Annotated in this window: 19 protein-coding genes; 13 read left to right on the top strand and 6 right to left on the bottom strand. The window is 42.3% G+C overall.

The features are described from left to right. Positions 1 to 33: 33 nt before the first annotated feature. The 5 genes from ACLPIE_RS05020 to ACLPIE_RS05000 all read left to right on the top strand — a co-directional run bounded on the left by ACLPIE_RS05020 (position 34) and on the right by ACLPIE_RS05000 (position 3,546). Positions 34 to 870, top strand: coding sequence for a CheR family methyltransferase (locus tag ACLPIE_RS05020; protein ID WP_430260222.1), 837 nt, complete (start codon positions 34 to 36; stop codon positions 868 to 870). After that, positions 870 to 1,937, top strand: coding sequence for a protein-glutamate methylesterase/protein-glutamine glutaminase (locus ACLPIE_RS05015; protein ID WP_430260220.1), 1,068 nt, complete (start codon positions 870 to 872; stop codon positions 1,935 to 1,937). Before ACLPIE_RS05020 ends, ACLPIE_RS05015 begins: the two co-directional genes overlap by 1 nt. A gap of 40 nt (positions 1,938 to 1,977) precedes the next feature. Continuing rightward, positions 1,978 to 2,367 (top strand): chemotaxis response regulator CheY, encoded by a 390-nt coding sequence (gene cheY / locus ACLPIE_RS05010; RefSeq protein WP_430260219.1) that lies wholly within the window; start codon positions 1,978 to 1,980, stop codon positions 2,365 to 2,367. Between the two features lie 27 nt (positions 2,368 to 2,394). Continuing rightward, positions 2,395 to 3,033 (top strand): protein phosphatase CheZ, encoded by a 639-nt coding sequence (locus ACLPIE_RS05005; RefSeq protein WP_430260217.1) that lies wholly within the window; start codon positions 2,395 to 2,397, stop codon positions 3,031 to 3,033. Positions 3,034 to 3,237: 204 nt separating this feature from the next. After that, complete coding sequence (locus ACLPIE_RS05000; protein WP_430260215.1) at positions 3,238 to 3,546, top strand: helix-turn-helix domain-containing protein; 309 nt, start codon at positions 3,238 to 3,240, stop codon at positions 3,544 to 3,546. 51 nt (positions 3,547 to 3,597) lie between these two features. Here the strand turns inward: ACLPIE_RS05000 and ACLPIE_RS04995 are convergent, their stop codons facing one another. The 3 genes from ACLPIE_RS04995 to ACLPIE_RS04985 are packed head-to-tail and all read right to left on the bottom strand — an operon-like array spanning position 3,598 to position 4,717. Continuing rightward, positions 3,598 to 4,155, bottom strand: a complete 558-nt coding sequence (locus tag ACLPIE_RS04995) for a hypothetical protein (RefSeq protein WP_430260213.1) — start codon at positions 4,153 to 4,155, stop codon at positions 3,598 to 3,600. Between the two features lie 14 nt (positions 4,156 to 4,169). Further along, on the bottom strand, positions 4,170 to 4,478 hold the full coding sequence (locus ACLPIE_RS04990) for a CcdB family protein (RefSeq protein ID WP_430260211.1): 309 nt from the start codon (positions 4,476 to 4,478) through the stop codon (positions 4,170 to 4,172). Next, on the bottom strand, positions 4,478 to 4,717 hold the full coding sequence (locus ACLPIE_RS04985) for a type II toxin-antitoxin system CcdA family antitoxin (RefSeq protein WP_430260209.1): 240 nt from the start codon (positions 4,715 to 4,717) through the stop codon (positions 4,478 to 4,480). Before ACLPIE_RS04985 ends, ACLPIE_RS04990 begins: the two co-directional genes overlap by 1 nt. A 263-nt stretch (positions 4,718 to 4,980) precedes the next feature. Here ACLPIE_RS04985 and flhB point away from each other — a divergent pair, with 263 nt between their 5' ends. After that, positions 4,981 to 6,132: a flagellar biosynthesis protein FlhB gene (flhB, locus tag ACLPIE_RS04980; RefSeq protein ID WP_430260208.1), complete on the top strand. Its 1,152-nt coding sequence runs from the start codon at positions 4,981 to 4,983 to the stop codon at positions 6,130 to 6,132. Next, a complete protein-coding gene (flhA, locus tag ACLPIE_RS04975; protein ID WP_430260206.1) occupies positions 6,125 to 8,224 on the top strand; it encodes a flagellar biosynthesis protein FlhA in 2,100 nt (699 codons plus the stop codon). Before flhB ends, flhA begins: the two co-directional genes overlap by 8 nt. A 652-nt stretch (positions 8,225 to 8,876) precedes the next feature. On the opposite strand, the gene ACLPIE_RS04970 is transcribed toward flhA, so the two are convergent. From ACLPIE_RS04970 to flgA, 3 genes are all read right to left on the bottom strand, one after another. Next, entirely contained in the window at positions 8,877 to 9,317 is a 441-nt protein-coding gene (locus ACLPIE_RS04970; RefSeq protein WP_430260204.1) for a flagella synthesis protein FlgN, read from the bottom strand. Between the two features lie 9 nt (positions 9,318 to 9,326). Further along, the gene (gene flgM, locus ACLPIE_RS04965) at positions 9,327 to 9,629 is read right to left on the bottom strand and encodes a flagellar biosynthesis anti-sigma factor FlgM (protein WP_430260202.1); all 303 of its coding nucleotides are present in this window, start codon (positions 9,627 to 9,629) and stop codon (positions 9,327 to 9,329) included. Positions 9,630 to 9,871: 242 nt separating this feature from the next. Further along, positions 9,872 to 10,555 (bottom strand): flagellar basal body P-ring formation chaperone FlgA, encoded by a 684-nt coding sequence (gene flgA, locus ACLPIE_RS04960; protein ID WP_430260200.1) that lies wholly within the window; start codon positions 10,553 to 10,555, stop codon positions 9,872 to 9,874. 204 nt (positions 10,556 to 10,759) lie between these two features. Here flgA and flgB point away from each other — a divergent pair, with 204 nt between their 5' ends. Genes flgB through flgG form a run of 6 tightly spaced genes read left to right on the top strand, consistent with a single transcriptional unit; the run spans position 10,760 to position 15,321 of the window. After that, positions 10,760 to 11,173 (top strand): flagellar basal body rod protein FlgB, encoded by a 414-nt coding sequence (gene flgB, locus ACLPIE_RS04955; protein WP_430260198.1) that lies wholly within the window; start codon positions 10,760 to 10,762, stop codon positions 11,171 to 11,173. A gap of 5 nt (positions 11,174 to 11,178) precedes the next feature. Further along, a complete protein-coding gene (gene flgC, locus ACLPIE_RS04950; RefSeq protein WP_430260196.1) occupies positions 11,179 to 11,583 on the top strand; it encodes a flagellar basal body rod protein FlgC in 405 nt (134 codons plus the stop codon). Between the two features lie 12 nt (positions 11,584 to 11,595). Further along, complete coding sequence (locus tag ACLPIE_RS04945; RefSeq protein WP_430260194.1) at positions 11,596 to 12,453, top strand: flagellar hook assembly protein FlgD; 858 nt, start codon at positions 11,596 to 11,598, stop codon at positions 12,451 to 12,453. Positions 12,454 to 12,480: 27 nt separating this feature from the next. Next, positions 12,481 to 13,749 (top strand): flagellar hook protein FlgE, encoded by a 1,269-nt coding sequence (gene flgE / locus ACLPIE_RS04940; RefSeq protein ID WP_430260193.1) that lies wholly within the window; start codon positions 12,481 to 12,483, stop codon positions 13,747 to 13,749. Positions 13,750 to 13,764: 15 nt separating this feature from the next. Continuing rightward, positions 13,765 to 14,520 carry a flagellar basal body rod protein FlgF gene (locus ACLPIE_RS04935; protein WP_430260191.1) on the top strand — a complete coding sequence of 252 codons (756 nt, stop codon included), beginning with the start codon at positions 13,765 to 13,767 and terminating at the stop codon, positions 14,518 to 14,520. Between the two features lie 18 nt (positions 14,521 to 14,538). Further along, positions 14,539 to 15,321 carry a flagellar basal-body rod protein FlgG gene (flgG, locus tag ACLPIE_RS04930; protein ID WP_430260189.1) on the top strand — a complete coding sequence of 261 codons (783 nt, stop codon included), beginning with the start codon at positions 14,539 to 14,541 and terminating at the stop codon, positions 15,319 to 15,321. Positions 15,322 to 15,393: the final 72 nt, after the last annotated feature.

The following is a 15,393-nucleotide window of genomic DNA, read 5'->3' as shown; positions in this document are numbered from 1 at the left end:
TCTGGATTTTTATTGAATAGGGCGACAAGTACGATGCTTTTTGTACCACAAATAGAACCACTGACTGATGATGAGTTTAGTCGGGTTTGTCGATTTATTCATAAAAAATCGGGCATAGTCCTAACCATGAATAAAAAAAATATGGTCTATAACCGGTTATTAAAGCGATTACGAGATTGTAATATCGACAATTTTTCTGACTATTTACGGATGCTAGAGCGTGAGCCTTATCATCTTGAATGGCAAGCTTTTGTTAATGCATTAACTACCAACCTGACGGCATTTTTTCGCGAACCACATCACTTTGTCACATTAGCTGATTTCGTACGCACGCGAAAAAATAGCGCCATTACGGTTTGGTGTGCGGCGTCTTCTACAGGAGAAGAACCTTACTCAATTGCCATGACGCTTTGCGATGTATTAGGGCCCAATGCAATCAATGCGAAAATCATTGCCAGTGATATTGATACAGAGGTGTTAGAAAAAGCGAAGCAAGGGGTTTACCGCGTTGAGGAATTAAAGTCATTAAGTGCATTACAGCGCCAACGTTATTTCATGAAAGGGGTTGGCGAGTTTGAAGGTTATGCACGGGTGAAGCCCGTATTACGGCAAATGATTGAGTTCCGCTATTTAAACTTAAGCGACCATGATTGGCAGTTACAGCACCGTTTTGATGCTATTTTTTGTCGCAACGTTATGATTTATTTCGGTAAAGAAATGCAAATAAAAATGCTAGACCGCTTTGTTCCGTTACTTAAGCCGGATGGTTTGCTATTTATTGGGCATTCAGAAAATTTATCTCAGTTATCGCAACGTTTCGTGATTAAAGGACAAACCGTCTATAGCTTACAGACTGCGAGGAGGGGGTAATGAAAAAAATTAAAGTGCTATGTGTGGATGACTCGGCACTGATGCGTCAATTAATGCGTGAAATCATTAATAGTCATGAAGACATGGTTGTCGTAGACACGGCGCCAGATCCTTACGTCGCACGAGATCTCATCAAACAATATGAACCGGATGTTATTACGTTAGATGTTGAAATGCCTCGAATGGATGGCATTGATTTCTTAGAAAAATTAATGAGACTGCATCCATTGCCAGTGGTTATGGTTTCGACTTTAACCTCAAAAGGTTCTGAAGTGACGCTAAAAGCGTTGGAGTTAGGAGCCGTTGATTTTGTCACTAAACCACAAATTGGTATTCGTGAAACGATGATGGGTTATCGCGATATTATTGGCGAAAAAATACGTGCCGCAGCAATGTCTAAAATCACTCAACGTAGCAGGTTCTCTCGAACTGAGAAGAATATTGCAAAGTCTGTGTCGCATGCAAAAGCACTCTCCCCCTACGTTTGTAATAGTCGAGTGATTGCTGTAGGTGCATCAACTGGAGGCACGGAGGCGATAAGGCAGTTTTTGGAAATGCTGCCTCGAGAGTGCCCCGCGGTGGTGATTACTCAGCATATGCCAGCGGGTTTTACGCGTTCATTTGCAGACAGACTCAATAAACTTTGTGCCTTGACGGTAAAAGAAGCTGAACACAATGAATTGTTACAAAAAGGCCATGTCTATATCGCACCAGGTGATTCACACATGTTAATTGCGGATAAAGGCAAAGGTTTCCAAGTTGTTTTGCAACAAAGCGAACCCGTTAATCGTCATCGGCCATCAGTCGATGTGCTATTTGATTCCGTTGCCCAATGTGTGGGTCGCAAATGTATTGGTATTTTGCTAACGGGTATGGGAATGGATGGTGCAAAAGGGCTGCTAAATTTACGTAAGCAGGGGGCGATAACATACGCACAAAACGAAAGTAGCTGTGTCGTATTTGGCATGCCTCGTGCTGCAATTGAAATGGACGCTGCGGATGAGGTGCAAGATATCCTCAAAATAGCGCCAAGTGTCTTAGCAAGACTTTCTTCTGTCACGGTTTAACCAAGGCAGAAATTCACAATTGTATTTTGAAGGAGTGGTTATGGCCGCTAAAGATCTCAGTTTTTTGGTTGTCGATGATTTTTCTACTATGCGTCGCATAGTCCGTAACTTATTAAAAGAACTTGGTTTTAATAAAATAGAAGAAGCGGAAGATGGCGTTGATGCGTTAGAAAAAATTCGTGCAGGTAGCATCGATTTTGTGGTTGCTGATTGGAACATGCCAAATATGGATGGACTAGAACTGCTCAAAACCATTCGCGGTGATGATGCTTTAAAGCACATTCCAGTTTTGATGGTGACGGCAGAAGCTAAAAAAGAAAATATCATCGCAGCGGCGCAAGCGGGCGCAAGTGGTTATGTGGTTAAACCATTTACAGCGGCTATCTTGGAAGAAAAACTGAATAAAGTTTTTGAAAAAATGGGCCTGTAATAAACGCGTGTACCAAAGGAGATTGTAATGACAGAACAATATGGTATGAAAAGCAATCGCAATGGTAATGATGATTTAAAACAAATCATTACACGGATTGGTACCTTAATGAGAACATTAAGAGAGAGCATGCGTGAGCTTGGCCTTGAAAAAAGTGTTCAACAAGCGGTTGCTAGCATCCCTGATGGGAAAGATAGACTGCGTTATATTGCTCAAATGACCGCTCAAGCAGCTGAAAAAACGCTAAATGGTATTGATGTTATCAAGCCATTACAAGTTGATATGAGTAAAAATGCACAGGAGTTGCAACAGCAGTGGCAACAAGTTGAGGGTGAGATTGTTCCTGCACAATTGCGCCAGTCCACTGAATTTTTTTTAAGCCAAGTCATTCAGGATAGTGAAACGACCAAAGCGGAACTATTAGAAATCATGATGGCGCAAGACTTTCAAGATTTGACAGGGCAAGTCATTAAAAAAATGATGGAAGTGGTTGAAGAGGCAGAAAAACAATTGCTCGCACTGTTGATGGAAAATACACCGCCAGAAATGCGGGCCAAAACACAGAATGACAGTTTATTAAATGGTCCGCAGATCAATAAAGAAGGGGTGAATGTGATGGCATCACAGTCACAAGTCGATGACCTTTTGGATGAGCTTGGTTTTTAATTTTTACGATTTATTCATCAAACTACCCTGATCGTTCTATTATTGGGGTAGTTTCAATTTAATCGCATTATATACCGTAACCTTCAAGTTGTAGTGGTATTGACTACGTTCGCCGAGTCATAGAGTTTATCTATACTCCTCCGTCTATCTTGGCTTGTCGTCTACCTGCCACGCAAATTATTTAGGTTATGGAGGGATATTGAAATGATAAATAACGATTTGATTTCGACCATTGAGATAGAAGAAAAGACAGAATCAGTCTTCGATTGCCAATCAAGCGTGGATGGGATTAGTCCTGAACTACAAATGAGAAAAGCCTTGATCGACCAGCTCAGAACAGCTCGTTTGGTAAACAATTTAACTCAAATGCAAGTTGCACAAAGAATGCGTACTCAAAAGCAAAATATTTCCCGGTTAGAAAAAGGCCTATTTGATCCGAAATTAGGGACGTTATTAAAATACGCAGAAGCTGTTGGTTTGCGAATCACCTTAGATTATCCATCTGAACCTTAAATCCTATAGGACAAAGGGGCGGCCAATGAGTATTTTAGTGGGGGATATCCGCTAATCGTGTTGGTAGACGGTGATTATTTGGCTACCAAGGGCTTGCTCGAATTGAGCCACAAAACTATCGTGTATATCCCAATTATGGAAACTGAAGCCTAGGTTACCAAATGCCCATTGGGGATTAAACTTCCACTGTGCTAGTGGGGCGGAGAAATGGCAGTGAAAACAAGCAAGGTTTTCTGGTTTTCCATCATACCAATCCGTAACGGCATCACTCCATGCATGGCTATGCTCACTTTGCTCATGATCACATTGAGGGCAATAAATACCAAGACCATTTCCCCCTGCATGGAATACGGTGCGCTCAGTAACGATCGATAAATAGTTTTTTAAGATGTGTTCAGGTAATTGAGTCGGCACTATCTCATCATTGATAACATATAAAATAGGTTCTTTATGTGAGGGGGTGGGACGATAAATCACTTCATCGTCTTCAATACTTTGAAAATGTGAGTCAATAATGCCTTGTTGTTTCAGCCAGTTAAGCATACGTAAGGCCTCTTTAGGCGCATTTTCTAAGGAAACATCAGGGGCAACAAGGTGGCAAATATCCATAATAATCCTTTGTGTTAGAAGCCATCAATAAGTAAGTCGATTGCGTGCTTAATGGTGTCTCGTTGGTAACTCAAGTCAACGATTTCTTTCCCTAATAATGAATGAGGGACGCAAGCCATTTGGTGAGTCATTAAAATAAAAACTTGACCGTTGATTGATAGTTGTGGATTTAAGCGTACAGGTAATAGCTTTTTAACTAGCCTGCTATCGAATAACGGGATGACTAAGCGAGTATTCAATATATCAATAATATTACTTTGAATATCCAGCAAATATGGGTATTTGACTGTATCTTCTCGATTTTGATAGAGGCAATATTGCATTAAAAATCCTTGTATTTATCTGAGAGCAATCCATGTTCTTCGTTGATCCGGTTTAGCTCAGTAAAACCTTCGATGTTTTCATTTTTCCATTTTTGCGCTTCGAGGTGTTTTAATTCAGCTTGCAAGGCACAAGTCAGTATTGCCGATAAGTTGAGTTTGGCTCGCCTTGCTTGCTCGTAGAGTTCAGGCGCTACAGTGACACTGACAGTTTTTTTCATTCTTTGAGCAGTTGTATTCATGGTATCTCCTTAATTACACGTGTTGGTACAGGTGTAATTTAGCATGCTTATTGAGCACATAGGGATTTTATTCTTTATTAATACGAAATATAGGATTATCTTCAATGCGTGGCCATGTTTGCGAAGCCCTTCGCAAGATTGCTGTCTTATTGCTCAATCGGCAAATAACCCTCTTGAACTGAGTCTATTTTCCACCATCGATTTTTTTACACTCTGTCATGCTATAGCGATAACTCCTATTTTCATGAAATTTTGGAATCAAGGTGTCCGACGAGAGTGATGTAGAAAAAACTGAAGAACCCACGCCCCATAAGAAGCAAAAAGCCAAAGACGATGGGCAAATCGTTCGTTCGAAAGAATTGAGCTCGCTAATGATGATGTTAGCGGGTGTGAGTTTACTATGGCTCAGTAGTGGGCACCTTGCAGGTCAGTTACGTCAGATCGCACGACAAGGATTCATTTTTGATGGCCATTATTTGCAAAATACCAGTTTGATGATCAGCTATTTAGGGCAGGTTGTTAGTGAGGCTTTATTTGCCTTATTACCTGTCATTGGAGGGTTAGCTTTAGTGGGGATCTCTGCGTCATCGCTAGTCGGTGGGTTAGTGTTTAATAGTAAGCTGATTAAATTTGATTTAAAGAAATTAAACCCAATCAAAGGGTTAAAACGTATTTTTTCCATGAATGCACTATCTGAATTGTTTAAAGCCATTTTAAAGTCGCTATTTGTGGGGTTGGGGGCGCTGATTTTTCTTTGGCAAAGTTGGCCCTCATTACTACACCTTGTGATGGAACCCCCTGTTACGGCACTGAGTAATGCGTTGCAGAAAGTGATTTTTGCAGGTTATTTGATTGTTTTTTTGCTGATCCCAATGGTGGCCTTTGATGTTTTTTATCAATTTCGCTCTCATTTGAAAAAATTGAGGATGAGTCGTCAGGAAATCAAAGATGAATTTAAGCAGCAAGAGGGAGATCCTCAGATTAAAGCTAAAATTCGCCAACAACAGCGAGCAATAGCGCGCAACAGAATGATGGCGGACGTGCCAAGTGCAGATGTAATTGTTACCAACCCAACACATTATGCAGTGGCACTTAAATATGATGATAAAAAAATGGGGGCTCCGAAGGTGCTCGCTAAGGGGGCAGGAGTACTGGCTCAACGTATAAAAGAAATTGGGGAAGAGCATCGAATATTACAGTTAGAAGCCCCCCCATTAGCACGTGCGTTATATCGCCACGCAGAGATAGGGCAAAGTATCCCTGTCGCTTTATATGCGGCGGTAGCCGAAGTTTTAGCATGGGTTTACCAATTGCGTCGTTGGCGTCGCGAGGGTGGCCTTAGACCCAAAAAACCGAAAAATTTACCAGTGCCATCCGCACTGGACTTTGTTGGAGATAACAATCGCGATGGCTAATTTGGTTACACTTTTAAAATTGCCGAAAAATTTACAGGGAACACAGTGGCAAATACTTGCTGGGCCGGTTCTTATCTTATTGATTTTGTCGATGATGGTGCTGCCATTACCGGCTTTTTTGTTAGATTTACTGTTCACCTTTAATATTGCGTTGTCAATCATGGTGTTGTTGGTGGCCATGTTCACGAAACGTACTCTTGATTTTGCTGCATTTCCCACAATCTTACTGTTTGCTACGCTACTACGTCTTTCTTTGAATATCGCATCTACACGAATTATTTTACTCGATGGTCATACTGGTCCAGACGCGGCAGGGCGTGTGGTCGAAGCGTTTGGACACTTTTTAGTTGGCGGTAATTTTGCTATCGGTATCGTGGTATTTATCATCTTAGTGTTGATTAACTTTATGGTTATTACTAAGGGGGCGGGGCGTATTGCAGAAGTGGGCGCACGCTTTGTCCTTGACGGTATGCCGGGTAAACAAATGGCCATTGATGCCGACCTCAATGCGGGGGTCATTAATGACGATGAAGCGAAAAAGCGCCGTGCAGAGGTCACTCAAGAGGCTGACTTTTACGGTTCAATGGACGGTGCGAGTAAGTTTGTTCGTGGAGACGCCATTGCCGGGATCATGATTATGGTGATCAACGTAGTTGGTGGGTTAATTGTGGGGGTAGGTCAGCATAATATGTCTTTGGGCGATGCGACGAGTGCCTATACTTTGCTGACTATTGGTGATGGGCTTGTGGCTCAAATCCCTGCACTGATTATTTCAACTGCGGCCGGTGTTATTGTCACGCGAGTGGCAACGGATGAAGATGTGGGTGAACAGATGGTCACTCAACTTTTCAATAACCCACGAGTCATGTGGTTGAGTGCTGGGGTTCTTGGCTTAATTGGTTTAATCCCCGGTATGCCAAACTTTGTTTTCTTGCTATTTACCGCAGCGTTAGCCGCTCTAGGTTGGTATTTGGTGCGTAAATCCCAGCAGTCCGAAAGTGCCGCGGGTGATGGTAGCCAAACACAGCATTTTCAAGAAGCGAACAAAGTGGTCGAAGCGACTTGGGATGACGTACAACTAGAAGATTTACTTGCAATGGAGGTGGGGTATCGGTTGATCCCCTTAGTTGATAATGAACAACAAGGTGAGTTATTAGGGCGTTTGCGCGGTCTGCGCAAGAAGTTTGCTCATGAAGTGGGTTACCTGCCACCTGTTGTACATATTTGCGATAACCTCGCGCTTTCTCCTTGTGAATACCGCATTTTAATTAAGGGGGCAGAAGTCGGGCGTGGTGAGGCTCAACCTGGGCGCAGTTTGGCCATTGACCCGGGAAATGCAACCGGTTCATTACCCGGCGATGCAACGAAAGAGCCAGCATTTGGCTTACCTGCCATTTGGATTGATGATGATTTACGTGAGCAAGCCCAAATCCAAGGGTATACAGTGGTGTCAGCGAGTACCGCAGTTGCCACTCACTTTAATCAAATTTTACTGAAAAATGCCAGTACCTTATTTGGTCGTCAAGAGGCACAGATGTTGTATGACCGAGTGAAAAAAGAGATGCCGAAGCTGGCTGATGATTTGATCCCAGATATTATTTCATTAACTGTTTTGCACCGCGTTTTACAAAATTTATTGATGGAAGACGTAGTGATCCGCGATATGCGAACCATCATTGAAACATTAGCTGAAATGGCAGGGGAAAATGGCGAGCAAAAAGATACTGACTACCTGACGTCACAAGTGAGAATTGCATTAGGTCGAGCCATCACACAGCAATGGTTTGGGCATGCAGAAGAAATTCAAGTGATTGGTTTAGATGCAGGTCTTGAACAAATTTTATTACAAGCGGCGAAAAATGGTGGTGGTTTAGAACCGAATCTTGCCCAATTTATACAAACCCAAGCGGAGCAAGCGGTTTCCCATCAAGAGGCTATGGGGGCGCCTACTGTGTTATTAGTGAATCATGGACTGCGCTTAATTTTATCGCGTTTCTTACGCCGCAGCTTGCCACAGTTAGCCGTGTTGTCGAATTTAGAAATGACTGACCACCGTAAGATCAGGATGACGTCGATGATTAGCGGCAGTTAACTTTATCGGTATTACTTCACACTTAGGTTCAGTATTAAAAAGAGGAAAATAGCCAACATAATGTGGTATTTTCCTCTTTTTTATTCCATAACAGCCGTTGATTTTCTCAATCATGGTAATTTTTACTGTAGTAAAAATTACGTTAGTCTATGGATGCAATCGACAAAACGAGAATGTTTAAAAATAGATAATTAAGTCACTTTGAATTGACCAATGCTGCAATGGATGTATTTGCAGGGCATATGAGACGGATTTAAGCGGTGGAGTGATTAAAAAACGTTTAACCTGAAGGTAAAGAAAAAAGTGGTGGTACTAGGACGGCTATTTTCTAAAAGTAAGGTTGCCATTTATTTTTCGCGGCTCGTTGTGTCAAAGCTAGGAGCAAAGCATAACAGCTTAAGAAAAAAATCACTCATCTACAACCCAATGATAGGAAAGGATATTAAACGTATTCGAGAGCAAAATAATATTTCCCAATTCTCTCTCGCTTTGATATTAAATATGACGAAAGAAAGTGTTTCCAAATGGGAAATAGAGGGAAATTAAACCAAATAGTGCAACATTAATGCTATCCACATTTTTCGATAAAAAATGTTTATTATCAAGTGGGTGAAAGGATAACTCTTTTACGCTTAACCAGAAAAAGTACACCTTAAATCGAAATTTTCTTACCTAATGCAGGGCGTTTTGATTCTAAACCATCAGCGCCATAAGTGGATTGGTTATTATGTTTTTTCACAAAATTTAAGCGCTGAGCATTCAGCTCAATATGCAATTGTAGCATTTGGTGATTACGATAATTCAGCTCTTTTAGGTCTGTCGTCAGGGTCTTAATTGACTCCCATATCCCTGCTAGCGCGTCATTGCTTTCATAAGGCGCACTGAGCTCGGCTTGTGCTTCTAACGCTAAGCGATTTGTTTCACCATGGCCAATCGCAGCAATCAAAAAACGTTTTTGTTCAGTGGTTTCCTGAAAAGGCGAATGAGGTACACGGTGATAACCTAATAATAACTCCTCATTTTTCATCACTATTTGTAATGATTGCAAATGAGAGAGTTGCTGCTCGAGCAGTATCAGTAATTCGTCAGTCATAGTGGTGATTTATTTCATTGATAACATGCATTCATGGGCATCACGTAAAATGCCATCGGCAATTTTATTCGCGTCTATTTTTAGGGTGCCATCTTTGATAGCTTGTTTAATTTGTTCAATTTTAGTGCTATTAATATCGCTGGCCTGTGGCTGTAATAATTTCTTTTGTAACTCGCTGGGTACAAAGGAGCTTTCTTTAACGATTTCATTTGTTGAGATTGTTTTGTCACGCATTGGGACAGCCGCATCTTGTGGGTCGCGGTTTGTCACTTGAGTTAGCGCAGAAATTGCAGATGTTTGCTCAATAGCCATAATATATTTTCCTATTCCCAATTTTTTTCATATTTCAGTTATCGGCTTAATTTAGTGGATCTTTAGTTTCTATAGTGTTACAAAATATTGCGTTATTCGCCAGTATACTCGTCATACTTCAATTACAGCGTTGTTGACTTCGTTTCGCTTGTTGAATCAAATTATTATGTATTCTTATTGGTCTATCTTTATTTGTCGCCTAGCTGCCACTCGAACTATTTAGAATATAAGTGGTTTTTTCTTTATTTTAAGGCAACATGAACACTGCCATTATCTCGCGCTTGGCCATTGACTACCTGCCCATTTAACAACCTGACTCGAATATTTTGCCCTACAGTCGCATTGTTAATCGCTCTGCCTTCATACTTGACTGAAAAATTGTCGCCATTGGCGAAAACAAATACGGTCTGCCCTGCTTTAATTGCCCAAGGCTGTCTTATCATTGATTGTGTGAATGTTTGCCCGGCGGGAATTGTGCGAAGTGCAATAGCACCACGTAAGGCCATTTTATCTGTGCTAGCACCAGTAGGAAGCTTGTGCAGTAACCCTTTTTTGGTTCCAATATCGACAAACGCAATAGATTCACCGCGATTAATATTGCGCGTTGCCACGTAATATTGCCCCGTCACATTCACAGTTAACTGAATAAACTGCTTTTTTTTGCCACATTGTACAGGTAGCGAAATATTTCCCATATTACGCCCTCCTATAGGGGGGCTGATTTTGGGATTATCACAAGTCGGCCAACGTTCAATAGGCGTTTTTATCTCAACAGAGACCTGCTTCTTCTTACCATGAAGCTGCCGAAAATACTGATTGATATCTTGGGGTAAAGCAGCATGGGTAAATGCAGAGGTTAACCCTAATCCACTGATTAATATTAGAAATGATAATTTTTTAAAATAACACATTTTAATATAACGCATATGGAGCCCCCCTTATTTCACATACTTTTTCACGCTTGCAGTTTACGCGGCTCTTCAATAATGAATGAGCCAAATAGGTCAATTATTTTGCCTTTATCCCGCCATTAGATTTTTTGCTACCCCGCTAAGATATGCAGGTCGAATTTTAATTATTACGAGCGAACGTCAGATTCAGCAGTCGCTTTATCTCCATTGAGGATCATCATGATTGATAAGTTAAATGCCACGTTTGCCTTCTCGCAACAGGCGCTGTCAATACGCGAAGCGCGACAAACTGTTTTAGCTTCAAACATTGCTAATGCGGATACACCAGGTTATCAAGCACGAGATATTGATTTTAATCGTCAACTTCAACAAGCCATGGACAAAGGCACCGCAGGAGGAAAGGGCATCACTCTTGCCGTGACATCGAAAGGACATATAGAAGGGCGTGGCATCAAAGCCCCCAATCTTGACCTGAAATACCGGGTGCCTTACCAAACATCAATGGACGGTAACACTGTAGATATGGACATTGAACGTAGTCAATTTGCTGATAACACACTGAAATATCAGGCAGATCTTACATTTATCAATAGCCGCGTCAAAAGCATGCTGGCTGTTCTACAGCAAGGGTAATATTCATGGCCTTATTGAGTATTTTTGATATTTCTGCTTCTGCATTAACGGCACAGTCTCAGCGCTTGAATGTCAGCGCTAGTAATATGGCAAACGCAGAAAGTGTGGCAGGGCCAGATGGTCAGCCATACCGTGCTAAACAAGTCGTTTTCCAAATGGCACCGCAAGGACGCCATGAAGTAGGAGGCGTGCGTGTTAGTGAATTAATTGAAGATCCTGCGCCGCCACGTATGGAGTACAAACCCGGTCATCCTTTAGCGGATGAAAAAGGTTATGTGCAAATGCCGAATGTCGACATGGTAGGTGAGATGATCAATACCATATCGGCTTCTCGTAGTTACCAAGCAAACCTTGAAGTTATGAATACGGCAAAAACGTTATTGCAAAAAACATTAACGATAGGCCAATAGAGGAGGTTTGCTATGGGTGTTGCCGCGACAATGTATGACACTTTGGATAATCGAACCGCGGGTCCTGAGCCTGCGGCGAGTAATGTGCCAAAAAAAAGTCAAAGTGATGATATGCGTGACACATTTTTAAAAATGATAGTCACCCAAATGCAAAATCAGGACCCAACTAAGCCAATGGAAAATGCTGACTTAACTAGTCAGCTAGCTCAGATAGCCACGCTTGAGAGCATGAATAAGCTCAGCGATAGCGTCACGGGTATTTCTCAACAAATTGGTTCAGGGCAGTCATTACAAGCTACCCAGCTTGTCGGTAAAGGTGTACTTATTCCAAGTAACGAAATTATCTTAGCGCCTCTTAAGAAAGAGAGTACCGGTGAAGATAGCGCAATAACGAAGCCGTCTAACCCACTTCCTGATGAAGGTATTAGTCCTGATAGCCTTTCAACTTTTGGTCTTAGTGATAAAAGCGCTATTGAAGGAGAAGAAGGGAGTGAAGAGCCGGAATCTGAATTTATTTCATCACCGTTTGGGTTCTTTTTGCCGAAATTGGCAGACAGCATTGAAATCACCATTCGCGACAAGAATCGAATGGTTGTCCGAACCATTACCTATGATACAGAAGTTAAACCGGATATTTATGATATGGCATGGGATGGTCGGGACAACAAAGGCAATTTAGTCGCAGATACACAAGGGAAATATTACTTTGATGTGAAAGCGGTTAGGGCAGGGGCTGAAGTTGAAGTCACAAAGCTGGGTTATGCCCGTGTAAACGGAGTGACACCAGGCTCTGATGCACCATTATTAGATGTTGGTATTGGGCAAAGCGTACCACTAAGTAGCATATTCAAAGTTTACCCTTCATCTTAATTTACCCCCAATACTCATGGAGAAATTATGTCTTTTTCACAAGCAGTCAGTGGCTTAAATGCTGCATCAGCGGGGCTTGATTCAATTGGTAATAATATTGCCAACTCCGCGACCAACGGTTTTAAAGGGGCGACAGCCTCATTTGCGGATATGTTCGCAGGCTCAGGTGTTGGCCTTGGCGTGAATGTTGCTGCCGTTACGCAAAATTTCAAAGATGGCCCAATTACGCGAACAGATAGACCAACGGATGTGGCTATCTCAGGAAACGGTTTTTTCCGCGTACAAGACCAAAATGGCGATATTTACTATAGCCGTGATGGCCAATTTTTACGTGATAAAAGCGGCAACTTAGTCAACAACCAAGGGATGGTTGTCACAGGCTATCCAGCAGGTGTTGATGAGAATGGTAATGTTACCATTCAAAGTGGCGGAATTCCCGCTGGCATCAATATTCCCACTGATATGATGGATGCGAAGGCGTCAGAATTAGCGAAGTTAACCATTAACCTGAACTCAGAAGACAAAATCAAAGACAAGCCCTTTGATGTTAACAACCCTGATGATTCAGCAACCTATAACTTTAGTACCACAATGACGGCTTATGATTCACAAGGAAACACGCACGAAATCTCAGTTTACTTTGTTAAAACAGAAGATAACAAGTGGAAGGTGTACGCAAAAGATGCCAACGATACGGTTGCAACACAATTAATTAATACAGAACAACCCGCGAACCCAAATGATCCCGAGATTGTACACGACGCATTAGAGTTTGATGGTAACGGTCGTTTATCCGCACCAACTAATGCGACATTTGATTTTAATTACAAAGGGTTAAATGGTGCAAATGACGGTATTCTTAAAATTGATTTGAATAAAACTCGCCAACAGAAAGTCAGTGAATCATCAGTGAGTGCTATTGATGTGAGTGGCTATCCAGCTGGTGAATACACCAGTTTCAAAGTTGAAGATAACGGTTTAATTACGGCTAACTATTCTAACCAACAAAAACGCGTCGTCGGTCAAGTGGCATTGTCTACTTTTGCGAATCCGAACGGCTTAATTTCTCAGGGGGGGAATGTTTGGGCTTCGTCAAATGCATCGGGTAATCCAATGGATGGCGTCCCGGGTGTTGGTCAGTTTGGTAAATTAACCAGCGGTGCATTGGAGTCCTCTAACGTGGACATGAGCCAAGAGTTGATCAATATGATTGTCATGCAGCGTAATTATCAATCCAACTCGCAAACCATCAAAACACAAGATCAAATGTTACAAACATTGGTTAACTTACGATAAGCCTAGAGGGTGGCTATGGATCACGTTATTTATACCGCAATGGGTGGGGCGCGTCATGCGCTTGAAAACCAAGCAATTGTTTCGAACAACATCGCCAATGTTTCAACAGTTGGCTTTAAAGCCCAACTATCGGCAATGCGTGCCGTGCCTGTCAATGGGGATAGCGAGCAAACAAGAACGATGGTGGTGGCATCAACACCCGGAGCGGATATGAGCCAAGGGCCACTGAACTACACGGGTAAGGCAACTGATGTCGCGCTGAATGATAAGCACTTTTTAGCCGTTGAATTAGCCGATGGCACAGAAGCCTATACCCGTAACGGTAACATTCAGGTGTCTAGCGAAGGCGAGCTGGTTATTGGTGAACGTCGCTTACAAGGTGACGGAGGGCCTATCAACGTTCCACCAAATGCAGAACTGACTATTGGTGCAGACGGCACAGTGACGGCGTTATTGGCCACTGATCCACCAACCATGTTAGGGCAAATCGGCCGCTTAAAAGTGGTTGAAGCGCAGCCCCGTGATTTGATCCGAGGCGAAGATGGTTTATTCCATTTATCGCCTCAAGCTCAAGCGGCGAATGGCAATGTGCTGCCACAAAGTGAACGTGGGATTGTTACAGCAGGTGTTATTGAGGGCAGCAATGTCAATGCCGCAGAAGCGATGGTTTCTATGATTGCCAATGCAAGGCATTTTGAAATGCAAATGAAAGTTGTCCGTAGTGCTGATGAAAACGCTCAACGTGCAAACCAACTGCTCGCTGTTAGCTAAATTTAATAAGGAATTATTATGATCCGTTCATTATGGATTGCCAAAACAGGGCTTGATGCTCAACAAACTAACCTTGATGTTATTTCTAATAACTTAGCCAACGTTAGCACTAATGGTTTTAAACGCCAACGCGCTGTTTTTGAAGATTTAATGTACCAAACCATTCGCCAGCCGGGCGCAATGAGCTCAGAGCAAACCTCATTACCATCTGGTTTACAAATGGGAACGGGATCACGCCCTGTTGCGACTATGAGAGTCCACGCACAAGGGGCATTAAATAAAACGGGTAATACCAATGATATCGCTATTAGAGGCCAAGGCTTTTTACATGTACAAATGCCTGATGGTACTGATGCCTATACCCGTGATGGGGCTTTGCAGCCGAACCAAGATGGTCAGCTAGTGACCTCAAGCGGCTATCAAATTGTCCCTGCTATCATGATCCCTGATAACGCGAATAGTATGTCGATTGCCCGTGACGGTACGGTCACTATCACCGTATATGGTGATAATCAACCTCAGCAAATTGGGCAAATTACTCTGACAACTTTTATCAATGATGCGGGGTTAGAAAGTATGGGTGAAAACCTGTATATGGAAACCGCAAGCTCAGGAGCGCCCAATGAAAGTGCTCCTGGAACTAACGGTGCAGGCCTGCTTTATCAACACATGTTAGAAACGTCGAACGTTAATGTAGCAGAAGAGTTGGTCAATATGATCCAAGCTCAGCGTGCTTATGAAATTAATAGTAAGGCGGTCTCTGCATCAGACCAAATGCTACAGCGATTAACTCAGCTGTAATTGGGGTTTCCAAGCGAAAAGCGTAAATAGGGTAACTCACGATGGTCGGGGGTTACCTATGAGAAGGATCTC

The sequence above is a fragment of the Providencia sp. Me31A genome (assembly GCF_050487165.1).
Lineage (GTDB): Bacteria > Pseudomonadota > Gammaproteobacteria > Enterobacterales > Enterobacteriaceae > Providencia.
This window is presented reverse-complemented; position numbering and strand designations above follow the sequence as displayed.